The organism is uncultured Polaribacter sp., from assembly GCF_947503875.1.
In the GTDB taxonomy this organism is placed as follows: Bacteria; Bacteroidota; Bacteroidia; order Flavobacteriales; family Flavobacteriaceae; genus Polaribacter.
Map to the genome: position 1 here is coordinate 372,842 of NZ_CANNFH010000001.1, position 22,458 is coordinate 395,299.

General features: G+C 30.8%; 16 protein-coding genes. 6 read left to right on the forward strand and 10 right to left on the reverse strand.

What is annotated here, in order from left to right:
- Positions 1 to 135: 135 nt before the first annotated feature.
- Complete coding sequence (locus Q0684_RS01690; protein WP_299012293.1) at positions 136 to 756, reverse strand: HmuY family protein; 621 nt, start codon at positions 754 to 756, stop codon at positions 136 to 138.
- Positions 757 to 795: 39 nt separating this feature from the next.
- A complete protein-coding gene (locus Q0684_RS01695) occupies positions 796 to 2,802 on the reverse strand; it encodes a TonB-dependent receptor (protein WP_299012294.1) in 2,007 nt (668 codons plus the stop codon).
- A 135-nt stretch (positions 2,803 to 2,937) separates the two neighbouring features.
- On the opposite strand from Q0684_RS01695, the gene Q0684_RS01700 reads away from it, so the two are divergent.
- Genes Q0684_RS01700 through Q0684_RS01715 form a run of 4 tightly spaced genes read left to right on the forward strand, consistent with a single transcriptional unit; the run spans position 2,938 to position 8,025 of the window.
- Positions 2,938 to 3,840, forward strand: coding sequence for a DUF6607 family protein (locus tag Q0684_RS01700; protein WP_299012295.1), 903 nt, complete (start codon positions 2,938 to 2,940; stop codon positions 3,838 to 3,840).
- A gap of 4 nt (positions 3,841 to 3,844) precedes the next feature.
- Complete coding sequence (locus Q0684_RS01705) at positions 3,845 to 5,317, forward strand: ankyrin repeat domain-containing protein (RefSeq protein WP_299012296.1); 1,473 nt, start codon at positions 3,845 to 3,847, stop codon at positions 5,315 to 5,317.
- 10 nt (positions 5,318 to 5,327) lie between these two features.
- Positions 5,328 to 5,822, forward strand: a complete 495-nt coding sequence (locus tag Q0684_RS01710) for a DUF2271 domain-containing protein (protein ID WP_299012297.1) — start codon at positions 5,328 to 5,330, stop codon at positions 5,820 to 5,822.
- A 10-nt stretch (positions 5,823 to 5,832) separates the two neighbouring features.
- Positions 5,833 to 8,025, forward strand: coding sequence for a PepSY domain-containing protein (locus tag Q0684_RS01715; protein WP_299012298.1), 2,193 nt, complete (start codon positions 5,833 to 5,835; stop codon positions 8,023 to 8,025).
- 81 nt (positions 8,026 to 8,106) lie between these two features.
- On the opposite strand, the gene Q0684_RS01720 is transcribed toward Q0684_RS01715, so the two are convergent.
- Together Q0684_RS01720 and Q0684_RS01725 are read right to left on the reverse strand one after the other, a co-directional pair.
- On the reverse strand, positions 8,107 to 9,570 hold the full coding sequence (locus Q0684_RS01720) for a magnesium chelatase (protein ID WP_299012299.1): 1,464 nt from the start codon (positions 9,568 to 9,570) through the stop codon (positions 8,107 to 8,109).
- 345 nt (positions 9,571 to 9,915) lie between these two features.
- Positions 9,916 to 11,040, reverse strand: coding sequence for a VWA domain-containing protein (locus Q0684_RS01725; protein WP_299012300.1), 1,125 nt, complete (start codon positions 11,038 to 11,040; stop codon positions 9,916 to 9,918).
- A 211-nt stretch (positions 11,041 to 11,251) separates the two neighbouring features.
- On the opposite strand from Q0684_RS01725, the gene Q0684_RS01730 reads away from it, so the two are divergent.
- Both Q0684_RS01730 and Q0684_RS01735 read left to right on the forward strand, forming a co-directional pair.
- Complete coding sequence (locus tag Q0684_RS01730; protein ID WP_299012301.1) at positions 11,252 to 13,876, forward strand: zinc-dependent metalloprotease; 2,625 nt, start codon at positions 11,252 to 11,254, stop codon at positions 13,874 to 13,876.
- A 69-nt stretch (positions 13,877 to 13,945) separates the two neighbouring features.
- Positions 13,946 to 14,818: a TIGR01777 family oxidoreductase gene (locus Q0684_RS01735; protein WP_299012302.1), complete on the forward strand. Its 873-nt coding sequence runs from the start codon at positions 13,946 to 13,948 to the stop codon at positions 14,816 to 14,818.
- A 184-nt stretch (positions 14,819 to 15,002) separates the two neighbouring features.
- On the opposite strand, the gene Q0684_RS01740 is transcribed toward Q0684_RS01735, so the two are convergent.
- From Q0684_RS01740 to Q0684_RS01765, 6 genes are all read right to left on the reverse strand, one after another.
- Entirely contained in the window at positions 15,003 to 15,164 is a 162-nt protein-coding gene (locus Q0684_RS01740; protein WP_299012303.1) for a hypothetical protein, read from the reverse strand.
- A gap of 15 nt (positions 15,165 to 15,179) precedes the next feature.
- Positions 15,180 to 19,949: an Ig-like domain-containing protein gene (locus tag Q0684_RS01745; RefSeq protein WP_299012304.1), complete on the reverse strand. Its 4,770-nt coding sequence runs from the start codon at positions 19,947 to 19,949 to the stop codon at positions 15,180 to 15,182.
- A gap of 167 nt (positions 19,950 to 20,116) precedes the next feature.
- Positions 20,117 to 20,728 carry a YceI family protein gene (locus Q0684_RS01750; protein ID WP_299012305.1) on the reverse strand — a complete coding sequence of 204 codons (612 nt, stop codon included), beginning with the start codon at positions 20,726 to 20,728 and terminating at the stop codon, positions 20,117 to 20,119.
- Positions 20,729 to 20,732: 4 nt separating this feature from the next.
- Positions 20,733 to 20,999 (reverse strand): acyl-CoA-binding protein, encoded by a 267-nt coding sequence (locus Q0684_RS01755; protein WP_299012306.1) that lies wholly within the window; start codon positions 20,997 to 20,999, stop codon positions 20,733 to 20,735.
- Between the two features lie 3 nt (positions 21,000 to 21,002).
- Positions 21,003 to 21,659: a phosphatidylserine decarboxylase family protein gene (locus Q0684_RS01760; RefSeq protein ID WP_299012307.1), complete on the reverse strand. Its 657-nt coding sequence runs from the start codon at positions 21,657 to 21,659 to the stop codon at positions 21,003 to 21,005.
- A gap of 3 nt (positions 21,660 to 21,662) precedes the next feature.
- Positions 21,663 to 22,457: a CDP-archaeol synthase gene (locus Q0684_RS01765; protein WP_299012308.1), complete on the reverse strand. Its 795-nt coding sequence runs from the start codon at positions 22,455 to 22,457 to the stop codon at positions 21,663 to 21,665.
- Position 22,458 lies beyond the last annotated feature (1 nt).

The following is a 22,458-nucleotide window of genomic DNA, read 5'->3' on the forward strand; positions in this document are numbered from 1 at the left end:
TATTTGGAAAATTGACATTGGGTAACCAATGTCAATTTTTTATTTAGATAAAATAACATACTAGTTATTATAAAACACTTTTAAGTTGTAAGATATACTTAAGGATACTTTATAGATTGTATTAGTTTTTATCTGTTACTCAAAACTTGTTTCGCCAACATTAGGGTTGTATATATAGTTGAAAGTATAATGTCTGCCATTTTCAGGATTTGAAGAATCGTTATTTTTGTAATAGTTTAAGATTTCCATTTTCGCATAATGGCCATCATTTGTTTTAATAATTAAAATAACGCCAGCAATTGGGTTAATTACATTATTAATAAAATCGTAACTATACCAACCATTATTACTACCAATAGGCAATGCATAGCTATCTGTTGCATCTTGTTTAAATATTGCATTTTCTGGTACATCTATTACATTACTAAAAGTGTCATTTACTAAAAGAAGGCCTGCTTCTCCCGTTCGCTCAGGTTCATCGGCTATACCCACTTTACCACCTCCATTAACTAAAATAGTTAGACCTCTAAAGGCAATATCCCAGTTGTCATCTGTAACTTGCGTGCCCGTTTTAAAACTAAATTTTGAAAATTCTCCGGAAACAGCTCCTCTTCCTGTATTCCCTATTTGTGGCGCCGCAAAATTTTCTACTTTATTAGCAGTTACGGGTGTTAACATAGTTTCTTCACTCTCGTTACAAGAAGTTACTGTTAAGCTTAAAAAAGCTATTATTAAAATTGATTTTAGATTTCTCATGACTAATTAATTAAATTGATTATTATTATTCGTTTTTTATTAAAAATTAAATTGTAATCGTGCATAAAAACTTCTCCCTAATAGCAATACAGCATCATTGTTAGGAAATAGAGATTGATTTTCTAAACCTTTTTCATTTAAAAGGTTATCAACACCTAATTGCATGTTCATCATTTCGAAAAATGTTTTTTCAAAAGCTATATTTATCTGCGTGTTTCCAGCTACAAAAGCATCGTATTTGTCTATAATATTTTGGCTATTGTTAGTGTCGAACAAAGCGTATTTACTTCTATAAATAGCTCTAATATTTGCAGAAAAGTCATGTGTTAGATTATTGTAAAATAATTTTACATTTGCAGTATGTTTAGAGCGATTAGGCAAGCCAAAATAATCTGATTTCTCTAAAATTTCTGCTGATGCATTTGGTGATCTTCTAAAGAATACAGTGCCAGACTCAATTTTGTTAAGATCCTCATTATCTTTTGCTTCTAAATACTGGTAACCTCCTAAAAATCGTAAGTTTTTAGAGATTTTATAATTAAAATCGGTTTCTATACCTTGCGTAAATACCCGATTTCTATTTTCATAATAAAACACATTAGTGCCAGTACCTATGCCTGGAAGACCACCAGGTAAAACCACTGTATTAATTAGATCGTTAATATTATTTCTAAAAAAATTCACATTTATTTTTAAACCGTCTGCAGGTTTAGCGTCAAAGCCAAAATTGTATCCAATAGAATTTTCTGGTTTTAAATCTCTAACTAGTAATTGAACATTAGGTTCATTGCCATACAACTCTTGTAAAGTATTTGTTCCTAAAACAAGGTAACCACCTGTAGCGTTATTAAAATTGAAAAATAATTGCCTAAAATCTGGTGCTTTAAAGCCATAACCAACAGATGCTTTTGCAGATAACCAATCGTTTATGCGATAATTTGTAGATATTTTGGGGCTAAAAGCAGACTCGTATTTGTTATGGCTATCAAATCTTGCACCAATAACAGTATTCATTTCTTCAAAAGGACTAAAGTCGTATTGTGCAAAAATATATTTTGCTTCAAACGTTTCTCTTTTGTCAAAAAAAGTTCTGTCTAATGCATCAAAATTAATTCCTGTACCTAAATTTAGGGTGCTATTTTTAAATTTAGCTATTGCTCTAATTTCTGGTCTTATTAAGGTTTGATCAAATAGGGAAGGACTGCCATTAATTTGACTATTCGCAGTAAATCTTGTGTTGTAAAACGTATAATCTATTTCCCAAGTATCATTTATTTTATGATTTACTTCTATATTAGAATTCCAGTCTTTTTGGGTGTTAAATTCGCCTTGTTCTTCATAAAAATAGCGTTGTGAAACCAATAGTTTTAAGGCTTCAGAAAACGTATACGTTAATTGCAAACTACTTGTATAGTTTTGATAAGCTTCTGTAGTTACAAAGGGAGTTTCTGGACTTAAATCGAAACCACCACTCGAATTTGAGTTGAAACCAGCAACAAACCCTAGCTTTTCTTTTCTGTAAACAAGATTGGTATTTAAATCCAATTCATCTCGTGCGCCTCCTCTAACAAAAGTTGCAAAATCTCCTTTTAAAGTATTTCTTTTAGGCTTTTCTGTGATGATATTAATAACGCCACCCAAAGCCTCTGAACCATATAAAGAAGATGAAGGGCCTTTAACAATTTCTATTTGTTTGATATTATTTACAGTTATTCTGTTCAAATCTAAATTTCCAGAACTTCTGCCTACTAAGGGAACACCATCAATTAAAATCATGGTGTATTCTGCAGATAAACCTTGCATTTGCACTCCAGTAAAACCACTTTGATCGGTTACAAAATTAACACCTGTTTGCTCTAATAAAATATTACTAAGCCTAGTAGACCCTGCTTGCTGAATTTGCTTTTTAGAGATTAGCGTAACTGGCATAGGTAAAGAAGACAATTGCCTAATTGTTCTTGTTGCTGTTATTATAACTTCATCTAATTTATTTATGGTTACAGAATCTTTGGTTTTTTTCTGACCGTAATTAGCGAAAGCTATCAATAAAAAAAAGATTTTTAAAAATCTATTTAGAAACATTCTTAATAATTTTTTGCAAATATATAACCTATTTTTATTTATTCTAAATAAATTTTATATTTTTGCAGAAAATAATTTTAAACCAAAATAATTCATAACATGAAAAAATTAGTATTAGGAAGTTTGTTGTTTTTTGTTGCAGTTTCATTTAATGCTCAAAGTAAAAAGGCAAAAGACAAAAAGGCAATTAAAGAAATGTGTGGCTGTTTTGAAGTTACTTTTAATTTCGCAGAAACGTTTAATTACAGTAAAGACAGTACTTATAGACCGTCTAAAAATAAGGTAAGTAAAGGTTTAGAGTGGGCTGGTTTGGTTACAGATAGTAACAATAAAATTTCAATACAGCATATTTTGCAAGTAGGTAACCCTGCAAAACCCATGATTGTTAAACATTGGAGACAAGATTGGATGTATGAAAACACCGATTTTTATGTGTACAATGGCGACAATAATTGGACTTTTACCCAAAAAGATAAAAAGGATGTTAAAAAACAGTGGACACAAAAAGTGTATCAAGTAGATGATAGTCCGCGTTATGAAGGTTCTGGCTCTTGGGTTCACGCAGATGGTAAGAGTTATTGGGAAAATACAACTACTGCACCTTTACCAAGAAGAGAATACACCAAAAGAAGCGATTATAACATTACCTTAAGAGGTAACAGACACGAAATTACAGATTTTGGTTGGGTGCACGATCAAGACAACAGTAAAATTATTAGAGAAGTTGGTAAAGAAGATGTAATTCTAGCCAATGAAAAAGGCTACAATACCTATAAAAAAGTTGCTGACAGTAGATGTAAGGCTGCACAAGATTGGTGGCTTGCGAACAATGACAAATGGCAAAAAGTAAGAAGTAAATGGGAAAATGTTTTTAACAGAAACACCAACTTAACTTTAGAAACTAAAGTAGAAAACAAACCACTATACAAGCATTTATTCGCTGAAGAAGTTACCGAAGAAAAAGAAATGAATGCAATTATTGAAGCTTTTGTAAAAAAATAATTAGATGAAGAAGTTAGTATTTTTATGTACAATACTTTTAGGGCAAATGTTATTTTCTCAGGAAAATAACATTTTCCTTAAAAGAGATTTTTGGAAAACCAATCCAAGTATAAAAACCATAAACAAAAAAATTGCTGAAGGGAATAATATTGCCGCTTTAAACAGCAATGCTTTTGATGGTACAATTTATGCAATATTAGAAAATGTAGACAATAAAACAATTAAGTACTTGCTTTCTAAACCTGGTAATGAGGTTAACAAAAAAACACACGATGGAAGAACCTATATTTTCTGGGCAGGTTATAATGGCAATGTAGACATAATGAAATATGTTTATAATAAAGGCGCAAAAACAGATATAATAGATACAAACGGAAATACATTTCTGAATTTTGCAGCTACTACTGGCCAATTAAATAAAGAAGTTTACAACTATGCTTTTAAAATTGGTGCTGCTATTTCCAAAGAGAAAAATCACGATGGTGCAAATGCTTTGTTATTAATTGCGCCTTATGTAAAAGATTTTGAACTTATAGATTTGTTTATATCAAATGGGGCTTCTTTAAATGATAAAGATTCTAATGGAAATGGACTATTTGAATATGCTGCCAAAAGCGGAAATATTTCATTTTTAAAGACGTTGCTTGCAAAAAATGTTTCTATTGGTAAAAATGCAATGGTTTTTGCAAGTCAAGGTTTACGTAGACAAAAAAATACCTTGGCAACTTATAAGGCTTTAGAAAAATTAGGTGCTGCTGTAAATGTTGTAAATCACAGAGGTAGAAACCCTTTACACGCTATCGCATACAATAGTAAAGATTTAGAAACTTATACTTATTTTATTAAAAAAGGAGTTTCTGCAGATTTACAAGACAAAGGTGGTGATTCGCCTTTTATGAATGCAGCAAATAGTAATACTTTAGAAGTAGTGCAGTTTTTACTAAAATATATTAAAGATATTAATGTAAAAGATGAAAACGGACGTTCTGCTTTAGCAATGGCTGTTAACAAAAATACATTAAATGTAGTTGAGTTTTTATTGGCCAATAATGCAAACATAAACACGGTAGATAAAAAAGGAAATACGCTTTCTTACTATTTGATAAATAATTTTAAATCAAAAAATACAACCGCTTTTGAAGCAAAATTAAAATTGTTAGAAAAAAATGGTTTGGTTGTAAATAAACCTCAAAACGCAGGAAATACATTACTACACATTGCTGTAGAAAGAAATAATTTGGCTCTTTTAAAAAGATTGGCTAGTTTTAAAATAGATGTAAATGCCAAAAATAAACAAGGTTTAACTGCGTTACAAATTGCTGCTATGAAAGCTAATGACACTGCCATAATAAATTATTTATTAAGTATAGGTGCAGATAAAAATGTAAAAACAGATTTTGACGAAACTGTTTACGATTTAGCTTCTGAAAATGAATTGTTACAAAAACAAAACATTAATATTTCTTTTTTGAAATAAAACATTTACAATGAAAACAAAAAGATTAGTTTTAATAATTCCAGTTTTTTTACTGATGAAATTCGCATTATTCAGCTTTAAAAAATATGCAGAAAGCAGCCCTTACAAATGTATGATTCAGATGAAGAATTATACAGGCGAAGGTGCTTATATTGTGATTTCATTATTAAACCCAGAAGGTAAATATGAAGAAACTTTATATGTGCAAGGAGATGATGATGAATGGTATTTTGACATTACAGAATGGTGGAATTTTCAAGGAAAAAAACGAGCTGATATAGATGCAATAACTGGGGCAACTATTAGTGGCGGGCAACGTAATATTAGTGTAATTAATATACCAGATGACAAATTAGATAAAGGCTATAAAATTCGTTTTGAATCTGCAGTAGAAGATCAAGAATATTATAAAGACGATGTAGAATTTGAATTAACATCTACCAATGTAAAATCTAAAATAGAAGGAAAAGGGTTTATTCGTTATATAAGAATGATGCCAAAATAAAATAGTAAATATGACAATTTCTATATGGAGATATAGCCATTTAACACTGGCTATATCTTCTGCATTATTTATTATAATTGCTTCTCTTACGGGAATAATTTTAGCTTTTGAACCAATTTCAAATCAGTTAAAATCCAACACGTTTAATTTAGAGGAAGTTACAATTGCGCAAACTTTAGTCCCGTTAAAAGAAAAGTATGAAGAGGTAATTAAGGTAGAAATAGATGCCAATAAGAACGTTATTGCAGATGTTATTACTAAAGATGGCAATAGTGAACAGTTTTATATAAACCCTTTTACAGGCAAAAAAGTTGGCGATATACTAACTAAAAAGCCAATTTTTGAATTTGCTACAAATTTACACCGTTCTTTATTTTTGAAGTCTACAGGACGTTTTTTGGTAGGTTTCTTCTCGTTATTACTTTTTCTTATTACCATTACAGGCACTACTTTAATAGCAAAAAGGCAAGGTGGTTTTACTAAGATTTTTTCTAAAATTGTAAAAGAAAATTTTAATCAATACTATCATATCGTTTTAGGTAGGTGGTTTTTAATTCCAATTATAATTATAACCTTAACAGGCGTTTACCTTTCTTTAGAACGCTTTGCTGTTTTGCCAAAAGAGCAGGCGAAACATCAAAAAATAAATTCATCAGAAAAAAAGGAGAAAAAGCCTATTACAGATTTTGTTATTTTTAAAAACACTACGCTTCATCAAATTAATTATATCGAATTTCCTTTTTCTACAGATGAAGAAGATTATTTTTTTGTAAAATTTGATGATAAAGAAATTGCAATAAACCAACATACAGGGCAGTTGGTAAGTGAGAAAAAAATGGGTTTGCTTAGTCTATTTTCTAGCTACAGTTTTAGTTTGCATACTGGGCAAGGCAATATAATTTGGTCTCTTGTATTATTAATTTCTTGCTTGGCAATTTTATTTTTTATCTACTCTGGGTTTTATATGACTTTAAAACGAAGAAAAAATACAGATCATTTTAAAAATCTGTTTACAAAAGATGAAGCTGAATTTATAGTGTTAGTAGGTTCAGAAACAGGCAGTACAAATCAATTTGCTATAGCTTTTACACGGGCATTATTAAAGATAAATAAAAAGGTTTTTATGGCAGATTTAAATAGTTATTCAACTTATAAAAAAGCTACAAGTCTTCTTGTTTTTACGGCTACTTATGGTGATGGAGTTGCGCCTGCTAATGCAAATAAATTCATTAAAAAACTACAAGAAATTAAACCCGTAAATCCGCTTAAATTTGCAGTTGTTGGTTTTGGTTCTACCAATTATCCTGAATTTTGCAAGTTTGCAATATTGGTACAAGCTAATTTACAATTGGTAACTCAATTTATAGCAATGTTGCCTTTGTATAAAATAAATAATCAATCTTATGCTGAATTTAATGCTTGGGTTTTAAAATGGAGCGCAATTTATAAGTTGGCGTTAGAAGTGCCGGAAAAAAATACAACAATTACAACCGAAAAGAAAGTTGTGTTTAAAGTAATTAGTAAATCAAAAATAAATGAAGATGATACTTTTTTAATGGAGCTAAAACCAACAGAAAAGGTAAAGTTTTCTTCTGGAGATTTACTTGGTTTAGTGCCACAAAATGAAACTAATAAGCGTTTTTATTCCATAGCAAAAGTAAATAAACATATTTTATTGAGTATTAAAAAACATCAATTTGGTGTTTGTTCAAGCTATTTAAGTAGCTTAAATAAAGGAGATGAGGTTTTGGCGGCAGTTCAAGTTAATAAAGAATTTCATTTTCCCAAAAAAGCAAAAGAGGTTATTTTAATTGCAAACGGCACAGGAATAGCTCCTTTTTTAGGCATGATTAATGAAAATAAGAAGACTAAAATTCATTTGTTTTGGGGAGGAAGAGCAAAAAAATCTTTTGAAATTTATAAAAATAGTATAGAAACTGCTATTAAAAAAGAACAGTTAACTTCTTTATATTCTGCTTATTCTAGGGAAGAAGAAGCTACAGTTTATGTGCAAGATGTTTTAAAAACTCAAAAAAGTTTTATAATTAAAGCATTACAACAAAAGAGTAGTATTTTAATATGTGGCTCTTTAGCCATGCAAAAAGGGGTTTTTGAAGTTTTAAGAGAAATGATTAAAGAGAATCTAAATACCGATTTAGATAAATTTCTAGAGAATGGACAAATAAAAACAGATTGCTACTAAATTTTACCTTTAAGTGTTTACAATCCTTAAAGGTAAAATGAATAGCTAATTATTTGATTGAATGAAATGGAAAATAAAATTTTATAATCCACTCATAAAACTACCATAAGGATCTTTAAATTGAGTACCTTCTGTAAACCTTTGTTTGCTTAATTTTTTAAATTCAACCAAAGCCCATAATACAAATTCTTTCATAAAATAAGAATCGGTTTCATTAAGATTGGGTTGTTGTTCTTTTATAAATTTATCTAAAGGTGTAATTTTATCCAATTCTGCTTTATACTGCATTTCTGTATAATCATCTAATAACTCAAAATCTTCTTCTGCGTTAAAAAACCAAGATACAATTTCATCATAAGGTGTTTCTTCACCTTGCTTTTCTAATTTCTTTATTTCAGTAAAATATTGAGGAAATAAGGTGGTAATTGCTTTTTTAATTAATGTTTCTGCAACAACATGTGCACCTTCTTGCTCACCCTCGTAAACCAATTCTACTTTTCCTGTAATTGCAGGGATAATTCCATCAAAATCATTTAAGCGAATCATGGTTTCTGCATCGCCAGAAAGTAAAGCTCTGCGTTCTGCAGTACTTAATAGATTTTCAAAAGCAGTAATACTTAAACGTGCACTAACCCCACTTTTTGCATCAATATATTCGCTTTCTCTAGCCTCAAAAACAACTTGTTCTAACAAATCTTTAGCCAATTCTGGCACTTTTATAAACTCTTTTTGTGCACTTGCTTTACTAGTTTCTTGTTGGGTAATAATTTTGGCAGTTTCTATATTTTCAGGATAATGCGTTAAAATTTGCGAACCAATTCTGTCTTTTAAAGGGGTTACAATACTACCTCTGTTGGTATAATCTTCTGGATTTGCAGTAAACACAAATTGCATATCTAAAGGCAGGCGTAATTTAAAGCCTCTAATTTGAATATCGCCTTCTTGCAGAATATTAAATAACGCAACCTGTATTCTCGCTTGTAAATCTGGCAATTCGTTAATTACAAAAATACAGCGGTTTGCTCTTGGAATCATTCCATAGTGAATAACACGATCATCTGCATAAGATAATTTTAAATTTGCGGCTTTTATGGGATCTACATCACCAATAATATCTGCTACAGTAACATCTGGTGTGGCTAATTTTTCTGCAAAACGGTCATCTCTGTGTAACCAACTAATTGGTGTTTCATCTCCTTTTTCTGCAATTAATTCTGTTGCAAATCTAGAAATTGGGTGTAATGGATCGTCATTAATTTCTGAACCTTTTACAACAGGAATGTACTCATCTAAAAGTGTAACCATTAATCTGGCCAAACGTGTTTTTGCTTGGCCACGTAAACCTAATAAGTTAATATTATGTTTACTTAAAATGGCTCTTTCTAATTCAGGAATTACGGTGTTTTCATAACCATGAACTCCTTTAAAGACAGTTTCTTTACTCATCATTTTACTGATTAAGTTTTCACGCAATTCGTCTTTAATAGATTTTGAGATATAACCTGCCTTTTTTAATTCTCCTAACGTTTTAATGTTTTCTATCATTTTTTCCTGTCCTTAGTCCTTTCCATTTCGACTGCGCTCAATACAGGCTTAGAAAGGAAACTGTTGTGTTTATTTGTATGTTCTTTTTTTTAATACTTCATTAGCAAACTTGCTCAGTTCTTCCCTTTGGGAAGATGCTCTAAAGGGCAGATGGGATTTAATCCTATCCCTAACCCTTTCCGAAGGAAAGGGAACTGTTATGTTTATCTTTATGAAATATTTTCATTTTAAATATTAGGTTAAGATTTTTTCCAAACTTGCTCAACTCTTCCCTTTGGGAAGATGCCCTTTAGGGCAGATGGGAACTAACTAAAACCCTTCTCTTTGGGAAGGTTGGATGGGATTTTACCCCTTAATTCTCTTCTTTCTATTTGTTTCATAATCTTCAAAAATCATTTCACCTAAACCCTTTAAGCCTGTGTAAAATGCTTTTCCTTGGTTTGCTTGTGTAAAAGCTCTTACAAATTGCATTAAATATGGGTCTTGTGCAATCATAAAAGTAGTAATGGGTATATGCAACTTTCTGGCTTGTTGCGCCATTGCATAACACTTATTTACAATGTGTTTGTCTAAACCATTACTGTTTTTGTAATATTGTCCATCTGGCAAACGCAAACAACTTGGTTTACCATCTGTAATCATAAAAATTTGTTTGTTGGTATTTCTTTTTCTACGCAGTAGATCCATAGCTAAATTTAAACCAGCCACTGTATTTGTATGGTAAGGACCAACTTGTAAATAAGGCAAATCTTTAATTTTAATAGACCAAGCATCATTACCAAAAACAATAATATCTAAGGTGTCTTTTGGGTAACGTGTTGTAATTAATTCTGCCAAAGCCATAGCTACTTTTTTGGCAGGTGTAATTCTATCTTCACCATACAAAATCATAGAATGACTAATATCAATCATTAAAACGGTACTCATTTGGCTTTTGTGAAGTGTTTCTTCAACCACCAAATCGTTTTCAGTTAAATTAAAATTATCAATTCCATTATTAATTTGTGCGTTTCTTATGCTTTCTGTTACAGAAACTTTGTCTAATGCATCACCAAATTGATAAGCTCTAAAATCTCCAGTATGTTCATCACCAATACCAGGAGATTTACTCTTATGGTTTCCAGCGCCACTTCTTTTAATCTTACCAAAAATTGCGTTTAATGCCTGTTGACGAATAGCACGTTCTGTTTTAGGAGTAATTTTTGTACCTCCAGTTCCATCTCCTTTAATCTCTTCTTTTATATAACCTTTCTTTTTTAAGTCTTCAATAAAATCGTCAATGGTATAATTTTCGTCGGTTAAACTATATTCTTTGTCCAAAGAACGCAACCAATCTATGGCTTCATCAAAATCGCCAGAAGTGTGCGTAATTAGTTCCTTAAAAATTTCGAAAAGTTTTTCAAAAGGGGAAACATTTGCGGCTTCATAGGTTTTAAAAACAAACCCTTTTCTATTGCTTTTATTTTTCATCAGTATAAAAATACGGCTTTATTAAGTACGTTAGAAAACATTAACATAGCTTTAATATTTCTTAAGATTATGAAATTTTATTTCTCCTGATTTGTACTTTCTTAAATAATTAAGTTGAATTTATTGAAGAGCATAATTTTATTATTTAATTAACAAGAAGTAAAATCAGTATAATTAATTTGGTAAATTATTTAACCAGACAAAATTCATTATGAAATCAAAGCCATTTAATTCAGTAAAAATAATAGGAATATTATTTCTAACATTTTCTTTTTTAGGAGTTCAAGAGACAAGCGCACAATTTTGGAAAAAGAAAAAAGAAGCAGTTAAAAAGACAGCAGTAAAAAAACCAACGTCTAAAAAGAAAGGGAAATCTATAAAAGATTTAACAAAAAGTAGTAAAAAAATTACGGGTTTATTTACCATTTATCAAGATACAGTAACAGGAGCAACAAAACTGCTAATTAAAAAAGAACAACTAAATAAAGATTTTATTTATTTTTCTCAGATTGCAGATGGTGTTACAGAGGCAGGTCAATTTAGAGGTTCTTACAATGGTTCTTCTGTTTTTCATTTGAAAAAATACTTTAACCGTTTAGAGTTTGTGGCTCCAAATACGGCCTTTTATTTCGATGAAAATAATCCAATTTCTAAATCATCAAAGGCAAACATTAGTGACGCTGTAATTGCTGCAGGTAAAATTTTAGCAGAAGATGAAAAAACAGGAGAATTTTTGATTGCGGCAGACGGTTTATTTTTATCAGAAACCTTTACAAGAGTAAAAAGTCCTAGATTTCCAGGGCAATCACCATTTAGTTTTTCTTTAGGAAGACTAGATAAAAGTAAATCTAAAATTGAAGAAATTAAGAATTACCCAGAAAACACCAATGTTAAAACAGAATATGTGTATAGCAATCCTTCTGTAGTAAATGGTGGAGGAAAAGCAGTTACAGATGGCAGAAATGTTTCTATAAAAGTGTTTCACACCTTTATGAATATGCCAGAAGATGATTATGAAACGCGTTTGGATGATGCTAGAGTTGGTTACTTTACAACAGAAACTAATGATATGACTTCTACAGATGTTGTAAATTATAGAGATTTTATTCACCGTTGGAAATTGGTGAAGAAAAACCCAAATGCAGTAATTTCTGAACCTGTGAAACCCATAACCTGGTGGATAGAAAACTCAACGCCTTTAGAGTTTAGAGAAACCATAAAAGAAGGTGTTTTAGCTTGGAATGAAGCTTTTGAAAAAGCTGGTTTTAAAAATGCAATGGAGGTAAAAGTACAATCAGATACTGCAACTTGGGATGCTGGAGATGTACGTTATAATGTGTTAAGATGGACATCTTCTCCAAACCCACCTTTTGGTGGTTATGGACCAAGTTTTGTAAACCCAAGAACTGGAGAAATTTTAGGATCTGACATTATGTTAGAATATGTACATTTTACAAATAGAGTGTATTATGATAGAATTTTTAATAATGCAGCTGCGTTAAGCTTAAACATTTTAACAGAAGAAGAGGAGAAAGCGAACTTTTTTAAAAATAAGAACAATCATTTGTATTGTTCTAAAGGGCATTTAATGCATGAAAATACGTTATTTGGTCAAGCAGTATTGGCTGCTGCAGGTGCATCAGATTTAGAAATGGAAGGCATGAAAAAAGAAGGTATGAAATCTTTAATAATGCATGAAGTAGGGCATACTTTAGGGTTGAATCATAATATGAAGGCCAGTCAGTTATTTTCTCCAGAGCAATTAGCAGATGCTAATTTTATTAAAGGAAAAGCGTTAACAGGTTCTGTAATGGATTATGCAGGAATTAATTTAACAACAGATAGAAGCAAGCAAGGCCAATATTATGACATGGCTGTTGGTCCTTATGATATTTGGGCAATTCAATTTGGCTACACACCTTTTAAAAACGATGCAGAAAAGAACACATTATTAGAAAGGTCTACAGAGCCACAATTAATTTTTGGTAATGATGCAGATGATATGCGTGCTCCTGGTAAAGCAATTGATCCAAGAGTTATGATTGGAGATTTGTCTAATGACCAAATTAGATATTCTGTAGATAGAATAGAGTTGGTAAATAAAATGATGAAAGATGTGAAACTTCGTTTTGCAAATAAAGGAGAGTCTTATGAGCAATTAAGGCAAGCTTATTATATTTTAAGCGGTCAAGCAGCAACGGCTGCAGGTGTTATTTCTAGATTTATTGGTGGTGTTTATGTAGATAGAGCTCAGCCAAATCAAAAAGGTGCAACACAACCTTATACACCTGTAAGTTTACAAGATCAAAAAAGAGCAATGAATGCCTTAAAAAAATATGTTTTTGCGCCAGATGCTTTTACAGCTCCAAAAGATTTGTATAATTATTTGGCAAGACAAAGAAGAGGTTACAATTTCTTTGGTGGTCCAGAAGATCCTAAAATTCACGAACAAGTTTTAAGTTATCAAACTAGAGTTTTGGCGCATATTATGCATCCAAATACCTTACAGAGAATTACAAATTCTGAATTATATGGGAATGAATACAAATTGTCTACTTACATGACAGATTTAAACAACGCTATGTTTAAACAAGATATTTATGGCAGTGTAAATTCATTCAGACAAAATTTACAAGCTGCCTATACCAAAGGTTTAATTAGCGTTATTTCTGGCAGAACAAGTAGTAGATATTCTGTAGCTGCAAAATCTATGGCTATTTATAATTTAAATACTATTAAAACTTGGGTGAGTAATAATAGAGGTAATGTTGCTACAAAAGCACATAAAACTCACTTAAAAACACTAATTACAAATACGTTAAAAGAGGTGAAATAAATAATTATCTTAACTTATTTTTAAGTAAAACCGTAATCTGTTAAGATTACGGTTTTTTATCTTTACACTATGGCTAAAATACTAATTACAGGAGGTACAGGTTTAGTTGGTACCCGTTTAACAGCGTTACTTTTAGAGAAAAATCACGAAGTAAGAATTCTTACAAGAAACCCAAATGCAAAAAACGAGTTTCACTGGGATTATTCTAAAAGTTATGTTGATGAAAAAGCACTTGAAAATATAGATTATATTATTCATTTAGCGGGTGCAGGAATTGCAGATAAACGCTGGACAGCAGATCGTAAAAAAGTAATAATAGACAGTAGAGTGGCAACTGCAAATTTATTGTTTGATAAAATTAAAGAACATAATATTGCTTTAAAAGGATTTATTTCTGCTTCTGGAAGTAATTTTTATGGAGCAAAAACTACGGATACTATTTATACAGAAGAACACAATGCTGGCGAAGATTTTTTAGGAGATGTTTGTGTAAAATGGGAAGCTGCCGCAAATCAGTTTTCTAAATTAGAGATACCTGTAACCATTTTAAGAACAGGTATTGTGTTGTCTCAAAAAGGTGGCGCATTAGAAAAAATGAAAACCCCAATAGTTTCCCCTTTAGGTTCTGGTAATCAATATTTATCTTGGATTCATATTGACGATTTGTGCGGTATTTATGTAAAAGCAGTAGAAGAGGAGTTTAATGGCACATATAATACAGTTGCTCCTGAATTTCATACAAGTAAAACTTTTTCTAAGATATTGGCAAACGTAATTAAAAGACCTTTTTTACCAATTGCTGTGCCTGGTTTTTTATTAAAATTAGTTTTTGGAGAGTTGGCTGTAATTTTATTAGAAGGTAGCAAATTGTCTTCTAAAAAAATAGAAAAGACATATACTTTTAATTATCCAACATTAAAAGAAGCTTTAAAAAGTTTATAAGAAAAAGACGAATCACTTAAGATTCGTCTTTTACACTTACATTTTAAAGCATCTGGGGATTTTTACTTTAAAAACTGTAAGATATTTTAATATAGGGTAAAACATTATCTTTTTCTCATGTTTTTAGCCTTATACTATTTGTTTTAACAATTCTACTAAAAAAAAGTTAGCGTCATAGTTAATTTTAAAAATTTGCACCTGGTCTAGCAGGAGATTGTGCTTGTGCTTTTTGCGGATTTAAAATTAGATAGGTGCCTAATGCAGTTAGCACAGCATATTTGCCATAATTACCAATTTTTTTTATGGCTTCTTCTCTTGTTATTTTCTTTTCTTTATTGGGATTCATTTCTATAATTTGTGTTTATTCTAGAATAATTTTTTTTGTAATCTCTTTAAAATCTTTTTTTATTTTAACTAGATAAACTCCTGCTGGTAAGTTTGGCAATTTAGTGTTGTAAGTGCCATTAGAGTTAAATAATTTAGAATAAACGACTTTACCTAAAAGAGAATATAACTCTAGTTTAATGTAATCTGCGTTTATTCCGTTTACAAACAGCGTATTATTTACATTAAAAATTTGCGCATTTTCAAAAGCATCAATTGTTGCATTTAATGCCTTGCCACTAGTATGAATAAAAAAGTTTTCACTGTTTTTCATTTCTGTAGTATAAACAAATTGATAACTATTGTTTTTACCATATAGCTTTATAAACTTGTTGTTTAGCTTATCTTCAACATAAATTGAAATCCCGTTAGGTAAATTAGTTTGTGACACAGAAATAGTAACCTCTTTTTCTGAAGATGCATTAATTTTTAATGGAATTACAGCATCATACACACTATTACTTGGCAAAGATTGTATGCTTAATCTTTTATCAGAATCCTTAGAAGTTAAACTTGTATATACTTCAAAATTAGAAGAAATACCATTAAAAACTTCACCATCGTAACCATTATCATAATCAGTTGTAGCACCATCTACAAAATAAACTTGTGCATACTTTTCATTTGTAGTGTCAGATACGTTTATCTTAATTTCTGATTTTTCAGTCTTTAAGAAAGTATCGGTTTCCAAATGATTTTGATTTGAGTTGCTAAAATTAGTGCTTAAATTATTATCTACTTCAACAAAAAAGGCCTGCCCAGGTGCAATGCTAAAATTATCTAATGTAATTTTTGTTTCATAAGCACCTAAACCATTATTCAATTCATTATTCCAAACCCAAAGTGTTTGTGATTTTAAACTTTTGGCTACACCACTATTTGCTAATAAAAAATCTGCACTATTAATGTAACTAGGGTATGGGTTTGCTATTAAATTATAGGCACTGATGTTGCTCGTAGTTGCCTCCGTAATATTTTGTGTATCTAATGTTCCTACAAAGGTAATATCACTAGGGGAAGATAACCTTATGCTATAACCTTTTCCAGCAGCTATTATATCTGAAGTATTTGTTTCGTTTAAAGGATCAACTTGTCCTACTTTATAATAGGTCCATTTTTCATTTATATTTGCTGTATTGTTGTTATAAGGTGCAAACGCGATATTTTGATCATTTCCTGTGCCAGAACCTCTTGAAATATTAGGATTTGCGTTTATAAAATCCACTACACTTTGTCCAGATACAGGTGAACCAACCAAATACCATTTATTAGCTTCTAAGGTTCTTTTATAGGTGAAATTACCATTGGCATTTCCTAATATTATTAGCGAAGCTCCAGAATTTATAGTAAAAGCACCAGTATTATTAACGTCTCCATTAATGGTTAATCCTTTGTTTTTAGACAAGTTAAAAATTCCCTCAACATTTAAATTGTTTACAACAGCAGAGCTATTTTCTAATGTGACGTTTCTTCCATTTGCTATTTCTACATTATCTGTTGCAATAGGTTTCCTTCCTAAACTCCAGTTAGAATCTAAGGACCAAAATCCATTAATAGGTAAAAAACTGTTGTTTTGATTTTTAACTGTTGTGAAATTCCAAACAGTGTTATCAATACCACTAAAGAAACAACCAGACAAATTGGTAAACGCCGTACTAGATATTTCAATATAATAAGATGTATTTAAAGTTAAATTAGTGTTTGGCGCAATACTAACAATGTTGTTTGTAATAGATGTAGCTGTTGCTGAAATGGTTTCTACAATATTGTTATTAGCGGCATTTATTATAGATAAACTTCCATTAGCTGCTAAAATATTTTCAGAAAAAGTAATTGTTAAATTGCCATTAATAGCGATATCTAAGGCGTTGTTAGCAGGAAAATTATCTGTAATAACCGGACTTTCGTTAATAATAACTTCAACAGGCTTAACAGTTTCACAACCTGTAAGATCATTTGTAAGTTTGATAAAATAAGTTCCAGATGTATTTACTCGATTTGGATTTGCTAAGCTAGAAGTTGCATTTGCATCTGAAAAATAAGACAAAGTTCCTGTAGAACTTCCGTTTGTAATTGCATTAGCCGTTAAATCTACAGATGAAGGACTACAAACAGCAGCAGGATTATTAATTTCTAAAACCGGACTTTCGTTAATAAGAACTTCAACAGGCTTAACAGTTTCGCAACCAGTAAGATCATTTGTAAGTTTAATAAAATAAGTTCCAGAAGTATTTACTCGATTTGGATTTGCTAAGCTAGAAGTTGCATTTGCATCTGAATAATAAGACAAAGTTCCTGCAGAACTTCCGTTTGTAATTGCATTAGCAGTTAAATCTACAGATGAAGGACTACAAACAGCAGCAGGATTATTAATTTCTAAAACTGGACTTTCGTTAATAATAACTTCAACAGGCTTAACAGTTTCGCAGCCAGTAAGATCATTTGTAAGTTTTATAAAATAAGTTCCAGAAGTATTTACTTGATTTGGGTTTGCTAAGCTAGAGGTTGCATTTGCATCTAGAAAATAAGACAAAGTTCCTGCAGAACTTCCGTTTGTAATTGCATTGGCAGTTAAATCTATATTTGAAGGACTACAAACAGCAGCAGGATTATTAATTTCTAAAACCGGGCTTTGATATATGGTAATAGTATCTGTTTCCGAATTTGAGCCAGGGTTTTGTGTAGTATAGGTTACAGTATATGTTCCTGGAATGGAATTAGAAACGTCAATAACACCTGTTGAAAAATCGATAACCAAGCCAACAGTTGATGAAAATAATCCGCCAGATTCACCTGTAATTGTAGGAGTTAAATTTAATTCGGTTGTACAAGTTTCTTTGATAGGATAAAGAAAACTAGCATCATCTAAAACAGTGCCTGTAATGCTAATATTGAATTCTTTACTATAATATTTAGTTATATTTGGGGCATTATAAGTAACAATATAATTGCCTGCATTAGAATTTGATAAATCTATTTCTCCAGTATTCGCATTTATGACTAATCCTGAATTAGCGGTAAAAATACCTCCAGAAATTCCATTAATTGTGGGAGTTGGGTTGGTGTCAGAAACATCGTAACTAGAAGATGCATAACTAAAATTTGAAAAATCGTTGTAATGCAAGTCGATGTATTTTTCTATAACCTGTGCATAGTCTCTAGCAAAAAATGGTATGGTAGAAGATCTTGAATCTTGTCTGCCATCATATGCAGTTAAAAGAGTACCCATATCTCTTACTCTTCTATTTACTTCTGTCATTATACCATCAATAGTTCCACCACCACCGTTTACAGTTCCTCCACCTTGTACAACTGTATTTGCTCTATTTGTATCTCCAGAACCATGCCTTATGTTACTGTAGTAATCGCCAGCAAAGTAAGGATTGTTACCTGGGTTTGTATCATCACAATTACCTTGACTATTACCAGAAGAAATATGACTAGGTACTGTTCTGTAACCAACATTTCTGCTACAACCTGAATGTCCTAAAGCAGCATATTCCGCACCTCCAGTGGTTTGTAATAGTCCACCAAAACTCTGAGAACCTCTTATTAAATCTTCAAAAGTTAAGTTTTGAATATTATTTTCAATTAAATTTTTAATAGTTACTCGTGATAATTCAACTGCGTTAGTCCTTGTGTTATTCAAATTTTCGTCAAAAGAATTCCTTGTTAAATTATATCCAGCTTCCACTCTTGGTATAGAGTGACTTTGTCCATGTAAATCGATATAAAGACCTTTACCAAACTTCGTGGTTACATCTGCACTTGCTTGGTCTATAAAATTGTGATAAGCATCAAAATATTGACCAGCAGTGCTATTATTACATGTAGCAACACTTTTATTTCTATTTGGATCTAGTTTGCTTCTATGCAGATTACTCACAATAATATATGGGTATTCACCAAATTGTTCAAAACACCTTTTTTGAATTTCTTTAATTAATACATCTGTATTGTCATCTTGTTCGTTTGTACCACACCTTCTATCTGGCAAACTCCTGTCGTTATCTGGATAAGAAATTCCACCAAAACTTCTGCCAGACTGTAAAACTCCACCATGAGGTGCAGATATAATAACTGGCATTGTACCAGGAATGTATTCTATATATTTTTTAGAACTGTCAAAATATTGAGAAGTTGCAAATGAAATAGTTATATTTTCTTGTGATGAATTTTGTCCAGGTGCATTTGTAGTATACGTTACAGTGTAGCTACCTAAGCTAGAGTTTGAAACATCTATTAATCCCGTTGAACTATTTATGCTTAAACCAGAGGTTGATGAAAATGTTCCACCAGATTCACCTGTAATTATTGGTGTTGGATCACTTCCTGAAATTGGATAAGAGTTAGTATCATAACTGAAAGATGCATTATCTGGAGTCTCTATTAATAAAGGGAAATCTAAAGTGATTTCTTCATTAACAGTGGTATGGTTAGTGATGTTTCCGTCAAAATTAAACTCTTCATTTCCGTTTATAAAAACTTTATCATGCGGGGCAGTTCTATTCCAATCATCAACATAATTATCGTATACTCCAGTTGTATAACTGCCATCAGGCAAGGGTACTATATTAGCATCTTCATCTAAAAATGCGCTATCTGTAGCATTTTCATAATTATCTGTTATAGATAAAACAACGGTGCCAGCAGGGTTTAAAATTTCCATTTTATTCTCTCCTGAGTACTTCGGCCGGTTTACATTTAAGGAAACACTATTTTGTGCAAAGAAATTAAATGATTGCAAAAAAATAATTAAGACAAGTATATGCCTTAAAAAATTAGGGGTAATTTTTTTAGTCATTATTTTAGGGGTAAAAAAAGTTTTAGCTACTTATTGTAGCCAAAAAATGGCTATCAATTAAATAACTGATAGCCAAATATAGTATTTTTTTTTAACTTAAAGTTTTAAGTTTAAAACTTTGAAGTAATGTTTAAACCAACTTCGCTCCAAGTTTTAGATATTCCATCAGTTCCTGTATGTAAAACTTCACAAACTTTATTTAAAGAAGCTAGGGCATCTAATGCATTCCAATTGCTTACATCCATAGTACCATTCATTGTAAATGTTTTGTTTGAAATAGTATATGTAAAAGGAACTTTGTAAGAAACGTCATTCATTAAAATAGTTGCTGTTCCTGTAGTATCTGTGTCTAAATTTAATTTACCAGATAATAATTTTGTGTTTGACATAACACCAAAAAAGAATTTTTGTATTTTATAATCTCTACTTGAATTTTTAGTAAATAAACTGCTAATAGGAATAGAGAATTCTGTATTGTTAATCGCTTCTTTAATAGTGTTTCCTTTACCGCCTGAAGTAATTTTTACTTGTCTAAACTGGCCACCAACTGGAGTTTTTTCAGTGTATTTATAGGCAGTAAAGTTAATTTCATTTTCAGCTTTTTCTAATGAAAACGCAGCTGTTTTTTCATTTTCATTCGTTTTACTTTCTTTTTTTGAATCTGACTTACAAGATGTGAATCCTACACAGATTAAGGCTAATAATAAAAGTGCTTTTTTCATAATATTATTGTTTTTTGTTTAAAATTGAATTTGCTAATTTTATATATTCATTCTTGGCTTCTTCAGAAGACATGTTTTTTACTTGCATCCATGCATTCATTTTAAAAGCGTTTCTTACACTTGGTGTTTTTGTTAAGGAAAAATTATTGCCATAATTTGCCTTTTTATAGTAAGCGTAGAATTTTAATTTTATATCGGGAGCAATTTCTTTTTTTAAATCAGAAATTTTATCAAATGCTTCTTTAAATGCTAGGTCTAGCTCTTTTGACATTTTTTATTTTTTAGCAATTACTTGCGTTCCTCCTTTAACTTTATCTCCCAGCTTAATGGTTAATTCTGTTCCTAAGGGAAAATATAAATCTACTCTAGAGCCAAATTTAATAAAACCTGCATCTGTACCTTGAATAACTTTGTCATCTTTTTTGGCGTAATTCACAATTCTTTTTGCCAGGGCACCTGCAATTTGTCTATACAATACTTCTCCAAAGGAACTATTATTTAAAACCACCGTAGTTCTTTCGTTTTCTGTGGAAGCTTTGGGATGCCAAGCAACTAAATATTTACCAGGATGATATTTACTATATTTTACTGTTCCGCCCATTGCATACCTAGTTACATGCACATTTATAGGAGACATAAAAATAGATACCTGTAATCTTTTGTCTTTAAAATATTCAGGTTCTTCTACTTCTTCAATAACAACAACTTTACCATCTACTGGTGCTACTACAGTATTTTCATCTAAAACAGTTTTTCTTGTTGGGTTTCTAAAAAACTGAAGAACAGTTACCAATAAAACCAATATGAATACTTGTACTATTTTTTGTAGCCAGAATATTTCAATAAACCTATCTGCTAATAAAATACTTGTTATGGCTAAAATAAACGTAATTACAATAATTTTATACCCTTCTTTGTGGAAACGAATCATTCTTTAAATAATATAATTTATATACAAATATACGAACGGAGCAGCAAATAACAAGCTATCTAGCCTATCTAAAATTCCACCATGACCTGGCATAATATTTCCGCTATCTTTTACTTTGGCTTGTCTTTTAAATTTAGATTCAACCAAATCACCAATTGTCCCAATTACAGAGATTATTATCGCAATAATTAGCCACTCTATTAAGCTAAAAGTGCTATTTAAAGTACTTATAATGTAGGCGGTTATTAATGCAAAAATTAATCCACCAAGGAAGCCTTCTTGTGTTTTTTTAGGGGAAACCGCTTCAAAAAGTTTTGTTTTGCCAAAGTTTTTGCCCATTAAAAAAGCAAAACTATCATTTACCCAAATTAGTATTAAGAAGCAAATCATTATATATGGGTGGTATTCCTCATTTTGAAATGGTAATAAAATTAAAAAACAAAACGAAAAAACAATATATCTTAGTATTAAACTTAGCTTTTCTCTTTCGGTTGAAAATGTAATTGTCTTTTTGGTAAAAAGTTGATATATTAAGAATATGGATGAAATTATATTTATACCTAAAACAAGTAAGGTAGCATAAGTATTAGTTCGCTTTAAAATTAAAAAAAGTGTTATTCCAAATAGTAAGTATGCTATTATATTTTTAAACTGAATCATTTTCGAAAGCTCCCATATTGCTAAAAGCCCGAAAATAGACACTAATACTATGTAAGATTCTTTTGAAAAAAGAATGGCGCCTACAAATAGGGTAACATAGATAACTCCAGAAAAACTCCTTTTAAAAAGGTTACGCATA

Bases quoted from the DNA above. Each gene is read 5' to 3' on its own strand.
- Q0684_RS01690 (WP_299012293.1), bottom strand. From the start codon at position 756: ATGAGAAATCTAAAATCAATTTTAATAATAGCTTTTTTAAGCTTAACA.
- Q0684_RS01700 (WP_299012295.1), top strand. From the start codon at position 2,938: ATGAAAAAATTAGTATTAGGAAGTTTGTTGTTTTTTGTTGCAGTTTCA.
- Q0684_RS01705 (WP_299012296.1), top strand. From the start codon at position 3,845: ATGAAGAAGTTAGTATTTTTATGTACAATACTTTTAGGGCAAATGTTA.
- Q0684_RS01710 (WP_299012297.1), top strand. From the start codon at position 5,328: ATGAAAACAAAAAGATTAGTTTTAATAATTCCAGTTTTTTTACTGATG.
- Q0684_RS01715 (WP_299012298.1), top strand. From the start codon at position 5,833: ATGACAATTTCTATATGGAGATATAGCCATTTAACACTGGCTATATCT.
- Q0684_RS01720 (WP_299012299.1), bottom strand. From the start codon at position 9,570: ATGATAGAAAACATTAAAACGTTAGGAGAATTAAAAAAGGCAGGTTAT.
- Q0684_RS01725 (WP_299012300.1), bottom strand. From the start codon at position 11,040: ATGAAAAATAAAAGCAATAGAAAAGGGTTTGTTTTTAAAACCTATGAA.
- Q0684_RS01730 (WP_299012301.1), top strand. From the start codon at position 11,252: ATGAAATCAAAGCCATTTAATTCAGTAAAAATAATAGGAATATTATTT.
- Q0684_RS01735 (WP_299012302.1), top strand. From the start codon at position 13,946: ATGGCTAAAATACTAATTACAGGAGGTACAGGTTTAGTTGGTACCCGT.
- Q0684_RS01740 (WP_299012303.1), bottom strand. From the start codon at position 15,164: ATGAATCCCAATAAAGAAAAGAAAATAACAAGAGAAGAAGCCATAAAA.
- Q0684_RS01750 (WP_299012305.1), bottom strand. From the start codon at position 20,728: ATGAAAAAAGCACTTTTATTATTAGCCTTAATCTGTGTAGGATTCACA.
- Q0684_RS01755 (WP_299012306.1), bottom strand. From the start codon at position 20,999: ATGTCAAAAGAGCTAGACCTAGCATTTAAAGAAGCATTTGATAAAATT.
- Q0684_RS01760 (WP_299012307.1), bottom strand. From the start codon at position 21,659: ATGATTCGTTTCCACAAAGAAGGGTATAAAATTATTGTAATTACGTTT.
- Q0684_RS01765 (WP_299012308.1), bottom strand. From the start codon at position 22,457: ATGCGTAACCTTTTTAAAAGGAGTTTTTCTGGAGTTATCTATGTTACC.